We start from the raw sequence: 21,494 nt of genomic DNA, 5'->3' as shown, positions 1-21,494 counted from the left end.
CAAACACGGAGCTCCTGACAGAGCTTAACTAAACGACATTGTGGAGTATATAGTAATAGGCATATCAAACAATCCTGCTTTTTCCTTTACGGATGAGGTACGCAGTATATTGCCTTTACATATTGTGTTTTCGGGGGGTAAGCGGCATTATGAGTTAGTGAAATGCTATTTACCTGAAGGGCATGTTTGGATTGATATTATTGGGGATATGGGGCGGTTGATTGAACGGTATAGTGAGTTTGATCAGACTGTTGTTGTATTTGCTTCAGGAGATCCTTTGTTTTATGGGATTGCTAATACTATTATGAGGTTAGATACTAGTGCTGTGTTGAAGGTGTATCCTCATTTTAATAGTTTACAGGTGCTTTGTCAGCGGTGTAATATTGCTTACCAGCATATTTGTAATACTTCTGTACATGGGCGGGGATGGGATGAGCTGGATACTGCTTTGATTTCCGGGTATTCTTTGATAGGTGTATTGACGGATGGGGTGAAAACTCCTGTCGCGATAGCGGAGAGGATGTTGGAATATGGGTTTGATAACTATTCTATGATTGTGGGAGAAGCGCTGGAAGGGGTTGATGAAAAGATTAGTTATTTATCCCTGGATGAGGTGAGTTCTTCTTTTAATACATTAAACTGTGTGTTATTAGTAAGGACTGTTTCGAAGCCTAAAGCATTCGGTATTCCTGATACTGCTTTTGCGGGATTGGAGAACAGGCCCAATATGATCACTAAAATGCCTGTCCGGCTGTTAAGTCTTTCACAACTGGATTTGCATAACAGGACTTCATTCTGGGATATAGGTTTTTGTACGGGATCTGTTTCTATAGAAGCTAAGAAACAGTTTCCGGCATTACAGGTAACGGCGTTTGAGAAAAGACCGGAATGTAGTGAGTTATTTGACATCAATACAAGGAAACATTCTACGCCGGGTATTAGTAAAGTAATGGGAGATATTTTCTCCTTAGAGCTTAAAGGGCAGACAGATGCGATATTTATAGGTGGGCATGGGAACAGGCTGATAGAGTTAATTTTATTGGTTGATTCTCATTTGATGTCTAAAGGACGGCTGGTGATCAATGCCGTAAAAGAAGAAAGTAAAGAACAATTTATCACAGGTATACAACAGTTGAATTATCGGTTACTGGAATCTGTTACGTTGACAGTAGACGAGCATAATCCAATTACTATTTTAACAGCAGAGAAATTATGAATAATACTGCCATTATAGCAAGTACAGATAAAGGAGTTGAACTGGGTCTTCGTATCCAGAAAGAGTTTTCCAAATCTGTATTGGTAAGCACAAGGTTGAATAATATAGAAAGCATTTCCTCTTTTTTAGAAAAGGATTTTGCTAAGTTTGATACCCTTGTGTTTATAGGGGCTTTAGGTATTTGTGTTCGCAGTATTGCCCCTTATCTCACTGATAAGAAACAGGACCCTGCTGTGGTGAATATGGATGATCATGGCACCTTTGTGCAGTCTGTTGTATCCGGGCATGTTGGCGGAGCCAATGAACTGGCTAATAAATTAGCCAATGCGACAGGTGCGTTGCCAGTGATAACCACATCCAGTGATATACAGCAACTGTGGGCTTTAGATACTTTGGCAGCTCAGTTTAACTGGAAAGCAAGTAGTGATTTAAATCAGCAGATCTCTTTGTTTGTCAATAACAAACCAACTGCTTTATTACTGGATATTAAAGATAAAGGAACTCTTTATCTGGAAAAATCAAAACCTTCTTTTGTTGATTGTTATTATGATTATCAGGAGATAGATTTTTCCAGGTATTCCTTATTTATAGCAGTGACTTATAAAATTTACGAAGCGCCTATCCCCTCTTTATATTACTATGCTCCGGTATTGAATATAGGTATGGGATGCTCCCGTGATATTGAATCTGATTTATTACTGGAATCTTTTACATCCCGGTTAGCAGAACAGCAGTTAGCTGTACAATCTGTAAAGGCATTAGGTTCTATAGATGTAAAATATGATGAAGCAGCGTTTATTGATCTGTCTAAATATTTAGATATTCCTTTTGTTACTTATACAGCAGATGAGTTAAACTCACAAACTGTTTTAAACCCATCAGAAGTGGTGATGTCTAAACTAGGCGTACACAGTGTTTCTGAAGCGTCTGCTATGTTGTTATCAGGCAGTAAAGAGTTGTTGCTGGAAAAGCAGAAGATATCATTATCATCCGGCAAGAAACATACGATTGCCATTGCTGTAGATAAACAGGCATTACGAAAAGCAGTAGTGGCTATTGTAGGTGCCGGTCCCGGAGATGCTGAATTAATCAGTGTAAAAGGGAAACAATTACTGGAAGAGGCTGATCTTATTTTATATGCTGGTAGTCTTGTGCCTCTGGAGTTAACACATTATGCAAAGCCAGGCGCTATTATCAGGAACTCTGCCAGTATGACTCTGGAAGAGCAGATATCATTAATGGATGACCATTATGCCAAAGGCCATATGATTGTGCGGTTGCAATCAGGAGATCCTTCTATATATGGTGCTATACAGGAGCAGATGACTATTTTCGATGAGAAAGGGATGGATTATTACATAGTACCGGGGATATCCTCCTTCCAGGCAGCAGCAGCGTATTTAAAATCTGAGTTTACGATCCCTGAAGTAGTGCAGAGTATTATTCTTACCCGTGGTGCCGGTAAGACTCCTTTACCGGAGAATGAGAAGCTGAATGAGATGGCGAAGCATAAGGCAACGATGTGTATCTTTTTAAGTGCAACGATTGCTAAATCAGTACAGGAACAGTTATTAGAGCATTATGAGCCGGAAACGCCTGTAGCGGTTTTATATAGAGTAACCTGGAAAGATGAAGAGGTGTATACAGGGCAATTGAAGGACCTGGCAAAGATTATCAGGGATAATAAATTAACGCTGACCACATTGGTGATTGTAGGCGCCGCTATTGGTGCCAGGAAAAACAGGTCACATTTATATAGCCCTGAATGGAAACATACTTTCAGAACGGGTAAAGAGATAAAGATATGATTTTAGTATTTGGAGGAACAACAGAAGGGAAAAAAGTGGCGGGTATCCTGGAGGAAGCGGGATATCAGTTTTGTTATTCAACCAAAACTGAAACTGATTTTCAACCGGGGAATTATCGCTTTGGCGCTTTTACAAAAGAAAGTCTGGCGGACTTTTGTGAGGAGAAAAATGTGCAGGTGATTATTAATGCCAGTCATCCTTTTGCAGAAGGATTACATCAGACGATTTATGAAGCTGTAAGTTTGCCGGTATTACGTTTTGAACGTAGTTATCCGGAAAGGTTAGCGCATCCTCTTATTCATTATTTGCCCTCCTACCCTGCTGCTATAGAATATTTAGATACGTATCCGGTTAGCAATTTATTAGCGTTAACTGGTGTTCAAACTATAGAGAAGCTGAAACCCTATTGGTATGATCATAAAACTATTTTCAGGATCTTACCAAGGTCAGTCGCTATTGCAGAAGAAGCAGGTTTTCCTGTAGAGAACCTGATACTGGAAATGCCAACAGATGACCTGCAACATGAACTGTCTATCATTCATCAGTATAATATAGGCGGGATCATTACAAAGGAAAGCGGGGATTCAGGGTTTCTTTTTATTAAGATAGCAGCGGCTATACATGCAGGTATTCCTATCATCATCATTACAAGACCGGAATTACCAAAAACGTTTTTCCCGGTATATGATGAAGAAGAGCTTTTATCTCAATTAAATAAAATACTGGAATGAGTTTACAGCCAATACCCGCCGGCCCGTTAAGAACGGGATACACGACAGGAGCCTGTGCTACTGCCTGTGCAAAAGCGGCGTTACTGGCGCTCATCCAACAAAAGGATATTAATGAGATAGAGATTACTTTGCCTTTAGGAGAGAAAGTAATCTTTCATGTAAAGAGTTCATTCACTACAGACAATGCCACCTGCACCACTATCAAAGATGCAGGAGATGATCCTGATGTAACGCATGGTGCAACGATAGGCTGTGTTGTATCTTTTAACACATCCAGCGACGTTAGATTCATAAGAGGGAAAGGGGTTGGTCTTGTTACACTACCCGGACTGGCGATTGGAGTAGGAGAACCTGCTATTAACCCGGTACCGAGGAAGATGATGACAGATGCCATACATTTTCTTACGCATCAGTATAAGATAGATAAGGGGGTGAATGTAGAAGTGTTTGTAGTAAACGGAGAAGAGATCGCTAAAAAGACATTGAACAGCCGTATAGGGATTGTAGGCGGGATTTCTATATTAGGGACTACCGGTATTGTAAAGCCATTTAGTGCTTCTGCTTACATTGCCAGTATTACACAGGGGATTGATGTAGCGATAGCGAATGGATGCAGAGAGATAGTGATTAACTCAGGTGGCAGATCGGAGAATATATTGAGAAAACGTTTTTCCCATTTACCGGAATTTGCTTTTATACAATATGGTAACTGGATTGGAGAAACGCTGGATAAAATAAAGGCTTCTTCTTTACAGAAAGTAACTATGGGTATTATGCTGGGTAAAGCAGCCAAGCTGGCCCAGGGAGAACTGGATACACATAGCGGGAAATCGAGCTGGGATAAGCAGTTTATCTATAATCTGGCAAAAGAATGCGGGTATAGTGATGAACAATGTTCACCTATACTGGATTTAAACATGGCCAGGCGTTTAACGGAAATATTTCCTTTTACCGCAGAAGAGCCTTTCTTTAAAAAGCTGGCGGATAGTTGTTATGATGTATGTCATGCTATCATTCCGGATGTGACATTACAGATATTATTGATTGACGCCAATGATACAATTATATGATAGGATACTTGTTTACTGATTCTATATTATTGGGAATACAACATTCTTTTGAACCGGACCATATGGCGGCGGTATCTGTACTGGCGTCTGACAGGGCCAATAATAAGATCAGGACATCAAAACTGATATGGCGTTCGTCTCAGTGGGCATTAGGTCATTCCCTATCCCTGATATTGTTCAGCATCTTTGCGTTGCTGTTAAAGTCAGCTTTGCCGCTGAATATCTCTGCTTATGCAGAAATGGCGGTGGGACCGGTGATGATATGGCTGGGGATATCAGCTATCCGGCGCAATCATAAGCTGAAGAAGATGATGGCCGCACATAAAGTGTTTGCGGAGCATGAGCATATCAATAATGCCCTGCATATACATGGCAGACAGGGACAGGAAATCGCGATGAACCCACTTAGCAGGTCGTTTTGGGTAGGGATGTTACATGGACTGGCAGGAACAGGCGGCGCCTGTGCGATCGCCCTTGTATTAGCCTCTGAGAACACCAGCACGGCTATCCTGATTATCGTGTTGCAGAGTGCAGGCATTGTACTGGCGATGACCACTTACAGCTGCGTACTGGCGTTTTCTGTGTCGAGGTTTATAGAACGGAACCAGGTAGCGTTTAAATCGATGAATGCTATTGTGGGTTTATTTTCAATTGGAGTAGGATGTCTCTGGATTTATAATATTTTCATATGATGAAAGCGTTTCCATTTACGGCTGTCAGCGGGCAGGAAGATTTCAAACTGGCGCTGATACTTTGTATGATAGATGCCAGTTTAGGCGGAGTGCTGGCACTCGGCGATAAAGGCACGGGTAAAACCACTACCGTACGCGGGCTGAGTAACCTCATGCCCGGCTTTCCTTTTGTGAACCTGCCTATTGGGGCAACGGAAGATCGGGTGTTAGGTACAGTGCAGCTCGAAACACTGATCAATGAGAAGAAGACGGAGATCAGGAAGGGATTGCTGGCAACGGCTAATCATGGGGTGTTATACATTGATGAGGTAAACCTGCTGAACGATTACCTGATGGATGTATTGTTGGATGCGGCTTCCAGTGGCGGGTATTACCTGGAAAGGGACCATATCTCTCAATGGCTGGAAAGTAAGTTCTGTTTAGTAGGTACTATGAACCCGGAAGAAGGTGAATTAAGGCCACAGCTGTTAGATCGCTTTGGTTTAAGTGTAACTATTAAAACACCTATGGACAGGGCCATACGTATGGAGATCGTAAACAGGCGATTGCTGTTTGATGCTGATCCTGTGGCGTTTTGTGTGTTATATAATGAGTCGGAGACTTTATTATCCAAACGTATAATCAGGGCTAAGAGTAATTTATTACATGTTGTGTTGCCGGATGTTATTCATGAGGAGATTACGGATGCCTGTATACAATACCAGGTAGAAGGGCTACGGGCGGATATACTGTTAATGAAAGCGGCAAGGGCACATGCGGCTTATCACGATAAAAAAGAAGTGGATAGTGAAGATGTACATAGAGTAATGGCATTTGTATTATCTCATCGTTCTAAAAATTTCTCACAAAATAAAAGTCCTCAGCAGAACAGGGAGAATCAATCCCCGAAGGAAGAAAAGGAGGGCGAGACGAAAAGCTTCAGCAGTATCTATTAAAGGCTAAAAGTACGCAGCAGCATCTGAAATATAAGAAGCCTGCTTCTGATACTAAAAAGGGATTGAAGATAGTCGGCTACAGAGGGGTTAAACAGCCTTTAACTAAAGCGGCAGCTGTAGATGTGTTAGCCACCGTTCAACATTATTTATCAACGGATAAAGTAACGTTGAAATTAAGGAGTAATATTTCCAAAGCAGCGATGCATATTATCTTCTTAATTGATAGCAGCGGGTCTATGGTGAAAGACCAGCAGATTGCATATATAAAAGGGTTGATAGCGGATACTATTGTTCATTATAAGGGCAAAAGGATCATGTATGCGGCTATAGCATTGAGCAATGGGGGAGCGCAATTATTATCACCTTTTACTTTGGATACGGAGCTGGTGATACAGACGATAGCGTCGCTTAGATCTGGTGGTAAGACGAATATGAAAGCGGGGTTTGCTATTGTTCATGAATTAATAAAATCTGATACTCATTTGTATGTTTTTACAGATGGAAAGATCAATACAGGTACATTTGAAGAAACTGTATCTTACTATAAAACTTATTTAAAACAGGTGAAAGAGGCAATAGTGGTTGATAATGACAGCGGATTTATTCAGCTAGGATTATCTCAAAAGTTAGCTACTGCGATTGGTGCAAAGTATAATCATATAAACAGATGATCCATTACATATCAGGCGGACAAAGATCCGGTAAAACCAATTACGCATTACAGCTGGCGAAATCGCTATCTGATAAACCTGTATACCTGGCCACTTCAAGGATCTGGGATGAAGGGCATAAAGCCCGGATAGAAAGGCATAAAAGTGAAAGGGATACATCCTGGGAAAATATAGAAGAAGAAAAGGAGTTGAGTAAACTTTCTCTTTCCAATAAGACGGTTGTGCTGGATTGTGTAACCTTATGGCTGACCAACTTCTTTACAGATACTAATTATGATCTCGCTGTTTCTCTTCATGAAGCAAAGCAGGAGTTTGATGCATTTATCAAACAGGACATGCAACTGATCATTATTTCTAATGAAATAGGTATGGGTATTCATGCATCTACAGATATGGGCCGTAAATTCACGGACCTGCAGGGATGGATGAATCAATATATTGCACAAAAAGCAGATAGCGCTACTTTTATGGTATCTGGTATTCCGGTTAAAATTAAATAGACTTCATGCAGACTTTCAACATTCAGCCTGTTAATAGTAATACAGCAGCCGCATTAACACATAAGATTAACTATAAGACCAAGCCACTTGGCGCGCTGGGACTGTTAGAGAAGATTGCTTTACAGATTGGTTCTATACAGGGGACTTTAACGCCTGCGTTGCATCATCCTGCCATTATTGTATTTGCAGGGGATCATGGCATCGTGAAAGAAGGTGTGAGTCCTTACCCGCAGGAGGTCACCTATCAGATGGTGTTTAACTTTTTACAGGGTGGCGCAGCCATTAATGTATTCTCGCGTCAGAATGGAATTGCTATACATGTAGTGGATGCAGGCGTGAATTTTGATTTTGAAGCACATCGTGATCTGATTCATGCAAAGGTGGGCCATGGTACTAAAAGTTATCTGACAGCAGAGGCGATGACAGCCACTGAATGTAGTACAGCTATTGATAAAGGTGCAGTTATTGTGAATGGTATTTATGCGGAAGGATGTAATGTGATGGGCTTTGGAGAGATGGGTATAGGTAATACTTCCTCTGCAGCAATTATTATGAGCCTGTTGTGCGAGCTGCCTCTGGAACAGTGTATTGGCAGAGGTACCGGGTTAAATGATGAAGGGATGAAGAAGAAACATGCTGTGCTGGCAGCGGCGATGGCGCATCATGCTAATATTGAGAAGACGCCTTTTAATATATTGAAGACCTTTGGTGGTTTTGAGATAGCGATGATATGCGGTGCGATGTTAAAAGCGGCGGAACTGAAGATGATTATTTTAGTGGACGGGTTTATTACTACGGCTGCATTGCTGGTGGCTGCGGGGATTGATAAACACGTACTGGATTATTGTATTTTCTGTCATCAGTCGGATGAACAGGGGCATGCGTTAATGCTGCAAAAGCTGAAAGCAGAACCGGTGCTGCAGCTGGGGATGAGATTGGGTGAAGGCACTGGTGCGGCGGTGGCTTATCCTGTGATAAAAGCGGCAGTGACTTTTTTAAATGAAATGGCCAGTTTTGAATCTGCTGGTGTATCTAATAAAGCATGATTAAAAAAGAAATACGCGTATTCCTGACGGCTTTGATGTTCTTTACAAGAATACCTGTGCCTAAGAATTTAGGGGTGGCGGATCTGAATATATCCAGTCGCTATTTTCCTTTGGTAGGGATTATAGTGGGATTGATAGGTGCGCTGATTTTTTATGGCGCTGATTTTCTTTTTAAAGATACCTGGATTGCGGCGTTTCTTTCTTTAGGCGCTACACTGTTGGTCACCGGAGCTTTTCATGAAGATGGGTTAGCTGATGTGGCAGATGGTTTTGGCGGTGGCTGGGCCAAAGAGCGGATACTGGAAATTATGAAGGATTCAAGAGTAGGTGCTTATGGGGTGATTGCATTGATTGTAGTAATTGGATTAAAGGTTACGCTTGTTACTAAATTAACGGATACACTTATATTGTATGTGGCCGGGCATTCAGTAAGCAGGATTATGCCGGTGTTCTTTTTACGGTTTATGCATTATTCACGTGAAGATGATCAGTCTAAAATAAAACCATTAGCTACGCAGATTAGCTGGTGGGGGTTGTTTATAGCTATAATAACAGGGTTATTACCACTCGTTATTGCGGTATTGGTATATCACTTTAACGTGTATCTGTTCTTAAGTTTAATCCCCTGTGGGTTATTAACGCTTTATCTGGCCTGGTATTTTAAGAAATGGATTGGTGGATATACAGGAGATTGTTTAGGCGCTACACAGCAATTGAATGAAGTGGTGTTTTATTTATCAATGCTGGGGTTATGGAGATTTCTTTTATAAGACATATTAAGCCTTCTATAGCAGCGGGTATCTGTTACGGGCAACTGGACGTACCTGTTCCTGATGAATCTTATCAGCATATTATAAGTGCTGATGTAGTGTATAGTAGTCCGTTAGTAAGGTGTACCGCATTAGCAAAGCAATTGTCCCCCTCTCCCATTACTGATCCCCGTTTAATGGAACTACATTTCGGAGACTGGGAAGGAAAGAAATGGGATGAGATTGATGAAGCAGCATTACAGGTATGGGGAGACGATTATATCAATTTATCTCCTCCCAACGGAGAATCATTAATGGAGTTGTTAGAAAGATTAAGAGCGTTTATTGATGAGGTAACATCATCCTCTTATAAAAAAATAATTATTGTAACACATGCGGGGATTATCCGCTGTGCCATGCATTTATTCAATAATATTCCTTTACATCAGATCATGATGGAAAAGGTAGATTTTGGTGGAATTTATACTTTTAAGCTATGAAAATATATACTAAAAAAGGAGATAAAGGTACTACGGCATTATTTGGCGGAAGTCGTGTAGACAAAGACGATGTACGGGTAAACTGTTATGGTACGCTGGATGAAGTGAACTCTACTATTGGCCTGTTACGAGCTAAGTTAGGTAATGAGCATGAATGGCAGCCTAAGCTGATGAAGATCCAGAAAGATATGATGGATATGATGTCTCATCTGGCCCGTCCCTCTGATTGTAAAAAGGAAAATCCTAATCCGAAACCAGTAGATGGTGCAGAGTTCTGCGAACAGTGGATAGATGAATTGGAAGCAGCAATGACCAGTAAATCAGATTACTTCTTATTACCTGGTGGTAATGAAATATCTGCCCTGTGTCATGTGGTACGTACACAGATGCGCCGAGGAGAACGACTGCTGGTAACGCTGATGAAAGCAGATACAGTAGATGATTATATCGCCGCTTATATCAACCGTTTGTCTGACCTGTTTTTTATATTAGGCCGTGCAGAAATGGACAAAGCCGGTGTAGCAGAAGAGAAATGGCAGTTGTTTTTATATAAGAAGAAGAATATTACACAATAATCACTTCTATACCCAGGTTTTCCAGTTCATGGATCATGGTCTGACTGACGCCATTGTCTGTGATGATCTGGTCTATATCGTTTAAAGGGCAGATTTTCCCGAATCCCCGGCGACCAAATTTAGAGGAATCAGTGAGGATGATCGTTTTTTGTGCGGTACGGATCATGGCTTTATTCAGCAGGGCTTCCATCATATTTGAAGTGGTACAGCCCTGCTCCAGGTCTATCCCATCTACCCCTAAAAAAAGCTTGCTACAGGTAAAATTGTCCAGGATGCCTTCTGCATAATTACCGGTAACGGACGTAGACGTTTTACGTACGACCCCTCCCAATTGTACAATTTCAATATTTACTTTGTCCAGTAACGACATGGAGATGTTCATGGCAGAGGTGAGTACGGTGAGCTTCAAATCTGCCGGAATGGCCTTTGCCAGCTGTAATACGGTAGTTCCGGAGCCTATAATAATGGCATCATCCTGCTCAATCATCTCCGCAGCTCTCTTACCTATACGAAATTTTTGCTCAGCTAAAATATTTTCCTTTTCCAGGACACTTCTATCTTTGCTGTAGGGATTAGCCCTGCTGATATTTCCATGTGTGCGAAACAACAGTTTTTTGTCCTCCAGGATCTTTAAATCCTTCCTGATAGTGACTGCAGACACGTCAAGAGCATCAAACAGATCAGCTACCCGAACATTCCCTTCCGATTCTAACCTTTCCAATATGTAAGCGTGACGCTGTGACATGGATTCGAACTTCATACTTTTCTTTATATATAACGTGTTTTTGGGCAAAATGACTTTTGAACAATACTACAACGTTAATGCTTTCTTAAAAGATAAGCAAAACAAAGAAAAATTTGGTAATAATAACAAAACGAAACATATTTACATAACAAAAGGAAACTAAAAGAAACTTTCGATTGGTTTAAATTACTTATTATTTATGGACAGATCGCAGTTATTAGAGAATCTATCAACCACCACCGAATGGGACGTGATCATTATCGGAGGGGGGGCTACCGGACTGGGAATAGCCATGGACGCAGCCACCCGCAATTATAAAACCCTTTTAGTTGAACAGGCAGACTTTGCCAAAGGAACTTCCAGCAAGGCCACCAAACTGGTACACGGCGGGGTCCGCTACCTGGCACAGGGGGATCTGGGACTGGTAAAAGAAGCCTTACATGAAAGAGGGTTATTACTGAAGAATGCTCCTCACCTGACCGTAAACGAAACTTTCGTTATACCCAATTATACCTGGTTTAATGTATTGAAATATACAATCGGACTTAAATTTTATGATCTTTTATCAGGTAAGCTCAGTTTAGGTCCTTCTAAATATATCAGTAAAAAACAAACTATTTCCGACCTGCCTACCATTAAACAGGAAGGCTTAAAAGGTGGTGTAACATACCATGATGGCCAGTTTGACGATTCCCGACTGGCCATGAACATTGCCCAGACGGCATTGGAAAACGGCGCTACCGTACTGAACTATGTAAAGGTAGAAACCTTAGTAAAAGATAACAATTCGAAAGTTGTCGGGATTATCGCGAAAGATGTCGAAACCGGGGTTTCTTATAAAGCAACCGGCAAAGTAGTGATCAATGCGACCGGGGTGTATGTTGATAATGTGTTACATATGGACAGGCCCGATGCGCCTCATATGGTAAGGCCGAGCCAGGGTGTGCATCTTGTTCTCGACCCCTCTTTCCTGCCCGGTGAATATGCCCTGATGATCCCTGAAACTTCTGATGGAAGGGTATTGTTTGCAGTGCCCTGGCATGATAAGATCATTGTGGGTACTACAGATACGCTGCGTGATCATCCTGAGCTGGAACCACATGCGCTGGAAGAAGAGATAGAATTTATCCTCACTACAGCGGGTAATTATCTTACTAAAAAGCCTACACGTTCCGATGTACTGGCGATGTTTGCCGGGTTAAGGCCATTGGCAGCACCACAGGGAGAAGGGGCTAAAACGAAAGAAATCTCACGTAGTCATAAAATCATTGTTGCTGCTTCCGGGTTAATTACCATTACAGGTGGTAAATGGACCACTTTCAGGCGCATGGCGCAGGATACGGTGCAAAAAGCAATTGAGATGGGTGTATTGCCCAATAAGCCTTGTGCTACGGAGCAATTACACATCCACGGTTATTCCGATATCCCTCATACAGATCCTTTATACTTCTACGGGTCTGATCTTGCCGGGATTAAAAAACTGATTGAAGCGAATCCTTCCCTCGGAGAAAAGCTTCATCCACAATATCCATATACCAAAGCACTGGTAATATGGGCCGTTAAGAACGAATATGCCAGAAAGGTGGAAGATGTGCTGGGACGCCGCTTCCGTCTTTTATTCCTCGATGCCCGTGCAGCTGTTGCTGCGGCTCCTGCCGTTGCGAAGATCATGGCGGAGGAATTAGGACGGGATGCATCCTGGATACAAAATGAAATCACTGAATTCACCCAACTAGCCCAAGGATATACGTTAAACTAATCACATAAAAGAATTCCATATGAACACAACAGAAAAGTTCATTCTTGCCCTGGATCAGGGTACTACCTCTTCACGTGCTATCATTTTTAACCATGCAGGCGAAATCGTAGCCGTTGCACAGAAACCGTTTGAACAGATTTTCCCGCAGCCGGGATGGGTAGAGCATGATGCCAATGAGATCTGGTATAGCCAGTCGTCCGTAGCTGCGGAAGTAGTGGCTAAAGCAGACCTTAACGGGACGAACATCGCAGCAATAGGTATTACCAATCAGCGTGAAACGACTGTCGTGTGGGACAGGGCCACGGGTATTCCTGTTTACAATGCTATCGTGTGGCAGGACAGACGTACTGCTAAATACTGTGATGAGCTGAAAGAGAAAGGTCATTCTGATATGATCAAACAGAAAACCGGTCTTGTTATAGATGCTTACTTCTCCGGCACTAAAGTAAAATGGATCTTAGATAACGTAAAAGGTGCAAGAGAAAAAGCAGAAAGAGGTGAGTTATGTTTTGGTACGATCGACAGCTGGCTGATATGGAAGTTTACCCGTAATGACATGCACATTACCGATGTGACTAACGCCTGCCGTACCCTACTCTTCAACATACATACCATGCAGTGGGATAAAGAACTGCTGGAGCTGCTGACCATTCCGGAAAGCATGCTGCCTGAAGTAAGACAAAGCAGTGAGGTATATGGCAATACTGCCACTACCCTCTTCGCTACAAAAATTCCTATTGCAGGTATTGCCGGTGATCAGCAGGCAGCACTGTTCGGACAGATGTGCGTGGAAGAAGGGATGGCCAAAAACACTTATGGTACAGGATGTTTTATGCTGATGAATACCGGTAATAAAGCGGTTGCTTCCAAGAATAATCTGCTGACCACTGTTGCATGGAAGATCAATGGAGAAGTGACGTATGCGCTGGAAGGCAGTGTATTTGTAGGCGGTGCAGCGATACAATGGCTGCGTGACGGATTAGGTATTATCAAAACTGCCGCAGAGAGTGAAACACTGTCCGCTTCTGTTGAAGATAATGGCGGGGTATACTTTGTGCCGGCATTAACAGGCCTTGGCGCTCCTTACTGGGACCAATATGCCCGTGGTGCTATCTTAGGTATTACCCGTGGTACAACGTCTGCACATATTGCCCGTGCAGCGCTGGAAGGTATTGCATTCCAGGTGTATGATCTGTTGACCAGTATGGAATCTGATTCCGGTAAACAATCTTCAGAACTGAGAGTAGATGGTGGCGCTGTTGCTAATAATGCATTGATGCAGTTCCAGGCGGATATTTTCGGCAGTTCAGTGATTCGTCCGAAGATACTGGAAACAACCGCATTGGGAGCCGCTTATCTCGCAGGACTGGCAGTAGGTTACTGGTCCGGGATAGATGAGTTGAAAAAGCAGTGGGCAGTTGAAAGAAAGTTTGAACCAGCGATGGACAAAAAGGAAACGGAGAAATTACTTCGTTTCTGGAAAAAGGCAGTAGAAAGAACAAGAGGATGGTCTGAAGAATAAATTTCACGTTTCTTTTCTGCCAACTTAATTACAATTTCAAATCATTTATCATGACACCCTTCATCGCAGAAATAATTGGCACCGCCGTAATGATATTGCTCGGCAATGGCGTAGTAGCTAATGTAGTTTTGAAAGACACAAAAGGAAATAATGGCGGCTGGATCGTTATTACCACTGCATGGGCTTTTGCCGTATTCGTAGGCGTTCTTATTGCCGGCCCGTACAGTGGGGCGCATCTAAACCCGGCAGTAACGCTGTCACTGGCCATCGCCGGAAAGTTCCCCTGGGCAGATGTACCCACATACATTGCCGGAGAGTTTATAGGCGCTATGACAGGAGCCTTCTTTGTATGGGTATTTTATAAAGATCATTTTGACCGTACCGAAGATGGTGGCGCTAAAATGGCTGCATTTTGTACCGCTCCTGCTATCAGGAACCTGACGAATAATTTCATCAGTGAAGTGATTGGTACTTTTGTACTCATCATCAGTATCTTTTACATTACCGGAGCCGAAATAACAGGCAATCATCAGCCTGTAGGACTGGGTTCTATTGGTGCATTACCGGTGTCCATCGTAGTATGGGTGATTGGTCTTGCATTGGGCGGAACCACGGGTTATGCCATCAACCCCGCCAGGGATCTTGGTCCGAGGATTATACATGCAATACTGCCTATTAAACAAAAGGCCGGCAGCGACTGGGGTTATGCCTGGATACCGGTGGTGGCTCCGGTGGTAGGAGCCAGTCTGGCAGCCGTTGTATATCTGTTTCTTCTAAAATAATAAAGTCATGAAAACATTCGTAAATGCAAGCCTCCTGGCTGCATGCCTGGCAATCTATTGCCTGAACGCAAGCGCACAAGGAGCCGTAAACGACACTATTCCAACAAAGAAATACCAGCCATTCAGTATGAATCTTCAGGTAAGAAATCTGTATATATGGCGTGGTTTTAAAGTCTCCAATTCTCCTATTACAGATGTGAATATGCATTATACTACCAAGGATGGCCACTTCGAAGCGGGCTTCTGGGGTGGAGCAAGTTTTACCGGGGATTACAAGGAGTTTGATTATTACGTTCAATATACCAACAAGAATTTCAATGTGTCTGTGTGGGATGTCAATAACTTCAGTGATTTTCCGAATGCTAATATCTTTGATTACAGCAAGACAACGACTTCCCATTTTGTTGATGTTCGTCTGAATTATAAGATCCCGATGAAGTTACCACTGACGGTGAGCTGGAATACGATATTCCTGGGAAGGGATTATTATATCAATAAGAACGGGGATGCTCAGGCATCGTATTCACATTATGTGGAGCTGGACCAGACGTTGTATAGTGGGGATACTTATAATGTACATGTGTTTGTTGGTGGAGGATTTGCCTTTGGGCAGCAGCAGAATTTTTACGGAGAGCATCCTAATGTTGTGAATACAGGGTTTACTATGAACAGAGATTTAGTCTTGTTCAAGTATCATATACCATTATCTGCTACGGCGATGTTTAATCCGGAGAAGAAGTATGGTGCATTGCAGCTGGTTGCGAATATATTCTAATGTTCGCTTTCTATGAAGATGGTTTGTAAGCGTTCCAGCGTGGCGGGTTTTGGATCTTTCCACATGCCCCGCTGGACTGCTTCAAGCATTCTCTCCGACATATCTTTCAAAGCCCAGGGGTTTACTTCTTCTATAAATTTCCTGTTCTCTTCATTGAACAGATATTCCTGTGTGATGCCTTCATACATAAAATCATCTACGAGGTTGGTAGTGGCATCATAAGCAAACAGGTAGTCCATGGTAGCTGCCATCTCAAAAGCGCCTTTATATCCGTGCCTCTTTACCCCTTCTATCCATTTTGGATTTACTACTCTTGAGCGGTATACTTTCAGCAGCTCTTCTTTCAGTGTTTTTACTTTTGGATTTTCCGGGCGGGCATGGTCTCCGAAATAGATTTCAGGCTGTTCTCCTTTTACGGTTTGTACGGCGTTGGCCATACCACCCTGGAACTGGTAATAATCGTCTGAGTCCAGGATATCGTGTTCCCTGTTGTCCTGGTTATGCATCACTATCTGGATATCAGATAAACGCTTTTCAAATACTTCGTGAGCGGATTCTCCTATGCGGTCTGTTCCATAAGCGTAGCCGCTCCAGTTGATGTATACTTTTGCCAGGTCTTCTTTTGTCTGCCAGTTTTTCTCGTCTATCATGGCCTGTAATCCTGCACCGTAGGCACCAGGTTTGGATCCGAATACGCGGAATAAGGATCTTTTATGTGCTTTGTTTTCATCCAGTCCTTTCTCCAGCCATTCTTTCTTTTCCTGTAAGAAACGTTTTCTCACAGGGTTCTGATCTAATGGTTCATCGAGTTGTGCGATCCTTTCCACGACCGTGTTGAATAAGGAAATAACATCCGGGAAGGCGTCTCTGAAGAAGCCGGAGATCCTTAACATGACGTCTATACGCGGGCGCCTTAGTAAGATGAGGGGAATGATCTCAAAGTCGGATACGCGCCTGTTGGCAGCCTGCCAGATGGGTTTTACGCCCATTAGGGCAAATGCCTGGGCGATATCGTCTCCGCCGGTACGCATGGTGGATGTGCCCCATACGGAGAGGCCGATGGATTCCGGGTAGTCGCCGTGTTCCTGCAGGTATCTGTCGATGATTAAATTAGCGCTTTTAAGACCGAGGTTGTAGGCCGTTTGTGTAGGAATAGTACGAACGTCTACAGAGTAGAAATTACGCCCTGTAGGCAGTACATCTAACCTTCCACGGGTGGGTGCACCGGAGCTGCCGGAAGGCACGTAGTAGCCCTTTAAACCGGTTAATAAGTTGCTTATTTCATCGGTGGTGCGGCGGATTTTGTTTAGGGTGTTGGTAAAAGGATGAGGTTTATCACTGGTGATATATTTATTTACCATTTCCTTTGCCAGTAATTCCAGTTTTTCTACGGCATCCCCGTTTGTTCTGCAATCAGCAAATGATTCTTTGAATGGTTCTTCGTATTTACAGTTTAATGGATCAAAGGATAATCCATGTTCTTTAGCCAGAGACTGAGTGATGCCTAACTGGCCTGATACCGGTACGCGATGCAAGGCTATCAGTAAATCTGTCAGCTGTTCTCCTTCCGGTACTTTACCTAAGATATGCAGTCCGTCCCTTATCTGTGCTTCTTTTAATTCACAGAGATAACCATCCAGTTTAACGAGCAGTTCATCAATATCGTTTACAGATGATTGTAAATCTGTTTCGAGATTGGCTTCGCTGACCAGTTGTTTTATCTGGGCTTTGATACTGGAAGTCCTTTTAGGATCTATATTATAAGCCTCATAATATTCATCTATTAAATGTTCCAGCTTTGTTAAAGCCCCATACGTTTCCGCCCTTGTCATGGGGGGAATTAAATGGTCTATGATGACAGCATGGTTCCTTCTTTTAGCCTGTGTCCCTTCTCCCGGATCATTGACGATGAATGGGTAGAAGTGAGGAACAGGGTTTAGTAAAGCAGCCGGGAAACAGGTGTCTTTGCTTAACGCAACGCTTTTACCGGGCAGCCATTCTAAGTTACCATGTTTCCCTACATGTACTACGGCATCTGCGTTAAATACGTTGTTTACCCAGAAGTAGTAGGCTAAGTAAGCGTATGTAGGCGGCAGATCCGGTGAGTGATAGATTGCCTTTGCATCCAGGTTGTATCCGCGGGAAGGCTGAATACTGACGAAGATGTTACCCAGTAAAAATCCCGGGATGATAAATTCGTTGTTATTATAGTTGGGAGAATCTTCTATATTGCCCCATTGCTGTGTTACTTTTTGTTGTAATACAGGGGAAAGTTTCTGATAATATTTTTCGAAATCCTGTATGGAAATACTTACCTGGTAAGGTCTGTAGGTATCCATATCATTTGTTACGTAGTTTGTTATCAGTTGTATCAGTTCTGCACTATCCTTTGGGATAAATTCACCTACTTCATAAGCCTGTTGCTGCAATGCGTGTAAGATTTCAACGATGCTGGCAGGGGTATCGAGCCCTACCCCATTGGCTAAACGGCTATCCTTGTTGGGATAGTTGGGCATGATGAGCGCAATGTTCTTTTCGGCGTTTGTTTTATGTTTTAATGTTATCCAGCGGCGGGTGAATTCAAGGACTTCATCGCAGCCTTCCGGATGTGTACTGTATTTCAGGATATCAGAATCCGTAAGCGCATCTTTGCCTAAGGAAGATTTGAAAGAGACCGCAGTAGTAATGATACGACCGTCAATTTCCGGCAGGGCGATGTTCATAGCTACGTCTGTAGGCGTAAGGCCAAAGAGATTATCCTGCCATATTTCCTTTGTACAGGAAGCAAAGATAGCCTGTATAACAGGTGCGTTTATCTTCTGAAAGATGAAATTATCATCTTCTTCATTCAATGATTTTATAGAGAAACTGGTGGTATTGATGATCACATCAATAGTGCGTGTACCCTTGTTCGTGAGCAGGTCGTACAAGTCGTTACAGGTGTTCTGGTCCCGCAGATTATTGACAAAAGCAATAACAGGGTTAATACCTTTCAGGTTATCTGCAAGGTAATGTACCGGTTCCAGGTTATCTGCCAGATAATGAGTCTGGTAGACGAGAATAGCTACGTTTGGTAAGTTATTATCTGCCTGTTCCTCCTGTGTAATAATTCCTTTTTTTATATCGAAGAGGAAGAGGTCCGCAATACGTTGTACTGGTGCAAATGAGTATGGCTGATTGAAAATAGCATGGAAGATATATTTCAGGCAGTTGATAAGGTTCTGCTTCCCGCCGGCACACAGGTATTTCCAGACGGTATCAGCGATATTAGCTTCTACGGTAGAGCTGTTCAGCAGTTCTACATCCGGCGCATCATATCCCGGCAGGAATAATACGGGGATATGTTTTTGTTCGCAGATAATGCTGATAGTTTCGAACAGATATGGGTAGTAATTCCTGCCACCCAACAGGCGGCAAACGACCAGCTTCGCCTTTCCTATCACTTCCTCTACATACTTATCGATCGTTAGTTCCTGTTTAAGATAAACAAGATTGGCGATCCTTAAAGCAGGCATACCGGGTTGATAAATCTCCCGGTATGCATTATTCAGTGAGTGTATTTCTGTGTCAGCAGATGAAAGAAAAACGATATCACCGGGAGTTTGCTGAATATGGAAAACCCCTTCATCGTTGGGGTTCCAGCCTCCCGGAATAGTAGGAATTAAGTGCATTTAGTTTGCGGTGCTAACGGTTAGCCTTTCATTGATGATAACATCCAGGTTTTTCTCGTGCAGTTCATCACCGATGATAACCAGACTGGTTTTGCGGTTTTCGCCTTCTTTCCATTTACGGTCGAAGTAGTGTTCGAAACGGCTGGATACGCCCTGTAATACCATCCTCATAGGTTTGTTTTCTATGTTGATGAATCCTTTAACGCGGTAGATCTCATGTTCTTCGATCAGTTCTTTCAGCACTTCTACCAGGCTTTCAGGGGTATGTGGCGCGTGGATATCCACTACTACTGAATCTATATGATCATCGTGTTCGTGTTCCAGGCCGTTGGCATGGTCTTCTTCATGATGAGAATGACGGTTGTCCAGGTCGTTTTCCGCCTGTGCATTGATACCCAGCAGGATATCGGTGGCCAGTACACCGTTTGAAGCGGAGACCATCTTTACGTTTGGACGAACTTTATTAGCGATGATAGTTTTAACGGCATCGAATTCGGCATCGCCGATGAGGTCTTTTTTGGTCATCACTACCAGGTCTGCACATGACAGCTGGTCTTCGAATAACTCTTCGATAGGTGTTTCATGATCGAGGGAGTCGTCTGCCAGGCGTTGGGCCTGTACGCGTTCCCTGTCGCATATTTCACCGGTTGCCTGTCCTACGGCATCTACAACGGTAACCACAGCATCTACGGTGATCTGAGGTTTCAGTTCGGGCCAGTTAAAAGCGTGTAATAATGGTTTAGGCAGTGCCAGTCCGGATGTTTCGATGATGATATGGTCGATGGTATCTTTGCGTTCCATCAGTTTGAGCATTACGGGCAGGAATTCTTCCTGTACGGTGCAGCAAAGGCAGCCATTGCTCAGTTCCAGTACATCGTCTTCATTGGTGCAGCATGATTTCAGGATTTCTCCATCGATCCCCATTTCTCCAAATTCATTTACAATGACTGCCAGGCGGCGGCCATCAGCGTTTTGGATGAGATTGCGGATTAAGGTGGTTTTTCCTGAGCCTAAGAAACCGGTTATTATCGTTACGGGTATTTTATTTGCCATGGTCCTTTTTTATGAGGTGCTAAAATACATTATATTCTTAATTCTCAGTTTTTTTGTAAATTGAGTCTTAGAATTTATTCCCTATGGCAAAAGACCTTGATTACTCCAAATCCCGACAATCGTCTGACCGTTCAAATGCTCATAATACCTCTTCTGCAGGTATATCTTACCCTGCCGTGTCTCAAAGACAGGTAGAACAGACCGCAGCACAATTAGTTGCTGAAGAGGAAGAGCCTGTGGGCGCTGCGCAGTTAATGGAGAAACCGGAAGAAGAGACAGCGCAGTTAATGTCTGCTGCTACCGTACAGTTAGCAGAAGGGCTGGAAGAGGAAGAACCGGCACAGCTGAAAGCGAATAATACCAACCTGCCTGATAACCTGAAGAGCGGGGTGGAAAGCCTTTCCGGAGTATCTATGGATGATGTAAAAGTGCATTATAACTCTGATAAGCCTTCACAGTTGCAGGCGCTGGCATATGCACAGGGTTCGGATATACATATCGGCTCCGGGCAGGAGAAACATTTGCCTCATGAGGCGTGGCATGTTGCGCAGCAGAAACAGGGACGGGTGCAGGCGACTATGCAGATGAAGGAAGGGGTTCCGGTGAATGATGATCCGGCATTGGAGACAGAGGCGGATGTGATGGGCGCCAAGGCAATGAATGGTTGAGTTTTTCAGGGCTGATTCAGCCTGGT

General features: G+C 43.0%; 20 protein-coding genes. 17 read left to right on the top strand and 3 right to left on the bottom strand.

The genetic code is table 11. The features are described 5' to 3' along the window. The first annotated feature begins 40 nt into the window (after window positions 1-40). The 12 genes from cbiE to BMW86_RS24675 all read left to right on the top strand — a co-directional run bounded on the left by cbiE (window position 41) and on the right by BMW86_RS24675 (window position 10,493). On the top strand, window positions 41-1,216 hold the full coding sequence (gene cbiE, locus BMW86_RS24730; protein ID WP_218149211.1) for a precorrin-6y C5,15-methyltransferase (decarboxylating) subunit CbiE: 1,176 nt from the start codon (window positions 41-43) through the stop codon (window positions 1,214-1,216). Next, complete coding sequence (cobM, locus tag BMW86_RS24725; protein ID WP_089785029.1) at window positions 1,213-3,024, top strand: precorrin-4 C(11)-methyltransferase; 1,812 nt, start codon at window positions 1,213-1,215, stop codon at window positions 3,022-3,024. The genes cbiE and cobM overlap by 4 nt, the downstream gene beginning before the upstream one ends. Beyond that, complete coding sequence (locus tag BMW86_RS24720) at window positions 3,021-3,755, top strand: precorrin-6A/cobalt-precorrin-6A reductase (RefSeq protein WP_089785027.1); 735 nt, start codon at window positions 3,021-3,023, stop codon at window positions 3,753-3,755. Before cobM ends, BMW86_RS24720 begins: the two co-directional genes overlap by 4 nt. Beyond that, window positions 3,752-4,825, top strand: a complete 1,074-nt coding sequence (locus BMW86_RS24715; protein WP_089785025.1) for a cobalt-precorrin-5B (C(1))-methyltransferase — start codon at window positions 3,752-3,754, stop codon at window positions 4,823-4,825. Before BMW86_RS24720 ends, BMW86_RS24715 begins: the two co-directional genes overlap by 4 nt. Next, window positions 4,822-5,517, top strand: coding sequence for a hypothetical protein (locus BMW86_RS24710; RefSeq protein ID WP_089785023.1), 696 nt, complete (start codon window positions 4,822-4,824; stop codon window positions 5,515-5,517). Before BMW86_RS24715 ends, BMW86_RS24710 begins: the two co-directional genes overlap by 4 nt. Then, window positions 5,514-6,452 carry an ATP-binding protein gene (locus tag BMW86_RS24705; protein ID WP_089785021.1) on the top strand — a complete coding sequence of 313 codons (939 nt, stop codon included), beginning with the start codon at window positions 5,514-5,516 and terminating at the stop codon, window positions 6,450-6,452. The genes BMW86_RS24710 and BMW86_RS24705 overlap by 4 nt, the downstream gene beginning before the upstream one ends. Window positions 6,453-6,514: 62 nt before the next feature. After that, a complete protein-coding gene (locus BMW86_RS24700; RefSeq protein ID WP_089785018.1) occupies window positions 6,515-7,123 on the top strand; it encodes a vWA domain-containing protein in 609 nt (202 codons plus the stop codon). Beyond that, window positions 7,120-7,623, top strand: coding sequence for a bifunctional adenosylcobinamide kinase/adenosylcobinamide-phosphate guanylyltransferase (locus BMW86_RS24695; RefSeq protein WP_089785016.1), 504 nt, complete (start codon window positions 7,120-7,122; stop codon window positions 7,621-7,623). The genes BMW86_RS24700 and BMW86_RS24695 overlap by 4 nt, the downstream gene beginning before the upstream one ends. A 5-nt stretch (window positions 7,624-7,628) precedes the next feature. Beyond that, window positions 7,629-8,669 carry a nicotinate-nucleotide--dimethylbenzimidazole phosphoribosyltransferase gene (gene cobT, locus BMW86_RS24690; RefSeq protein WP_089785014.1) on the top strand — a complete coding sequence of 347 codons (1,041 nt, stop codon included), beginning with the start codon at window positions 7,629-7,631 and terminating at the stop codon, window positions 8,667-8,669. Continuing rightward, window positions 8,666-9,439 carry an adenosylcobinamide-GDP ribazoletransferase gene (gene cobS / locus BMW86_RS24685; protein ID WP_255372997.1) on the top strand — a complete coding sequence of 258 codons (774 nt, stop codon included), beginning with the start codon at window positions 8,666-8,668 and terminating at the stop codon, window positions 9,437-9,439. The genes cobT and cobS overlap by 4 nt, the downstream gene beginning before the upstream one ends. Continuing rightward, window positions 9,421-9,918 carry a histidine phosphatase family protein gene (locus BMW86_RS24680; protein WP_089785011.1) on the top strand — a complete coding sequence of 166 codons (498 nt, stop codon included), beginning with the start codon at window positions 9,421-9,423 and terminating at the stop codon, window positions 9,916-9,918. The genes cobS and BMW86_RS24680 overlap by 19 nt, the downstream gene beginning before the upstream one ends. Beyond that, window positions 9,915-10,493 carry a cob(I)yrinic acid a,c-diamide adenosyltransferase gene (locus BMW86_RS24675; protein ID WP_089785009.1) on the top strand — a complete coding sequence of 193 codons (579 nt, stop codon included), beginning with the start codon at window positions 9,915-9,917 and terminating at the stop codon, window positions 10,491-10,493. The genes BMW86_RS24680 and BMW86_RS24675 overlap by 4 nt, the downstream gene beginning before the upstream one ends. Here BMW86_RS24675 and BMW86_RS24670 read toward each other — a convergent pair. After that, window positions 10,483-11,253, bottom strand: a complete 771-nt coding sequence (locus BMW86_RS24670; protein WP_089785006.1) for a DeoR/GlpR family DNA-binding transcription regulator — start codon at window positions 11,251-11,253, stop codon at window positions 10,483-10,485. The two genes, BMW86_RS24675 and BMW86_RS24670, sit on opposite strands and share 11 nt — an antisense overlap. Before the next feature lie 184 nt (window positions 11,254-11,437). On the opposite strand from BMW86_RS24670, the gene BMW86_RS24665 reads away from it, so the two are divergent. The 4 genes from BMW86_RS24665 to BMW86_RS24650 are packed head-to-tail and all read left to right on the top strand — an operon-like array spanning window position 11,438 to window position 16,076. Beyond that, window positions 11,438-12,997, top strand: a complete 1,560-nt coding sequence (locus BMW86_RS24665; protein ID WP_089785003.1) for a glycerol-3-phosphate dehydrogenase/oxidase — start codon at window positions 11,438-11,440, stop codon at window positions 12,995-12,997. A 19-nt stretch (window positions 12,998-13,016) separates the two neighbouring features. Further along, entirely contained in the window at window positions 13,017-14,519 is a 1,503-nt protein-coding gene (gene glpK, locus BMW86_RS24660) for a glycerol kinase GlpK (protein ID WP_089785000.1), read from the top strand. Window positions 14,520-14,569: 50 nt separating this feature from the next. Further along, window positions 14,570-15,301 carry an MIP/aquaporin family protein gene (locus BMW86_RS24655; protein WP_089784997.1) on the top strand — a complete coding sequence of 244 codons (732 nt, stop codon included), beginning with the start codon at window positions 14,570-14,572 and terminating at the stop codon, window positions 15,299-15,301. 7 nt (window positions 15,302-15,308) lie between these two features. Continuing rightward, on the top strand, window positions 15,309-16,076 hold the full coding sequence (locus BMW86_RS24650) for a hypothetical protein (RefSeq protein WP_089784995.1): 768 nt from the start codon (window positions 15,309-15,311) through the stop codon (window positions 16,074-16,076). On the opposite strand, the gene cobN is transcribed toward BMW86_RS24650, so the two are convergent. Together cobN and cobW are read right to left on the bottom strand one after the other, a co-directional pair. Beyond that, window positions 16,073-19,747, bottom strand: a complete 3,675-nt coding sequence (gene cobN, locus BMW86_RS24645; protein WP_089784994.1) for a cobaltochelatase subunit CobN — start codon at window positions 19,745-19,747, stop codon at window positions 16,073-16,075. The genes BMW86_RS24650 and cobN overlap by 4 nt on opposite strands. Next, a complete protein-coding gene (gene cobW / locus BMW86_RS24640) occupies window positions 19,748-20,800 on the bottom strand; it encodes a cobalamin biosynthesis protein CobW (RefSeq protein WP_089784992.1) in 1,053 nt (350 codons plus the stop codon). Window positions 20,801-20,883: 83 nt separating this feature from the next. Between cobW and BMW86_RS24635 the strand changes: the two genes are divergently transcribed. Continuing rightward, window positions 20,884-21,468: an eCIS core domain-containing protein gene (locus BMW86_RS24635; protein ID WP_089784989.1), complete on the top strand. Its 585-nt coding sequence runs from the start codon at window positions 20,884-20,886 to the stop codon at window positions 21,466-21,468. Window positions 21,469-21,494 lie beyond the last annotated feature (26 nt).

This window comes from Chitinophaga sp. YR573 (genome assembly GCF_900110995.1).
In the GTDB taxonomy this organism is placed as follows: Bacteria; Bacteroidota; Bacteroidia; order Chitinophagales; family Chitinophagaceae; genus Chitinophaga.
Note: the sequence above shows the minus strand (reverse complement) of the source record. Positions and strands in the feature narration are given on the sequence as shown.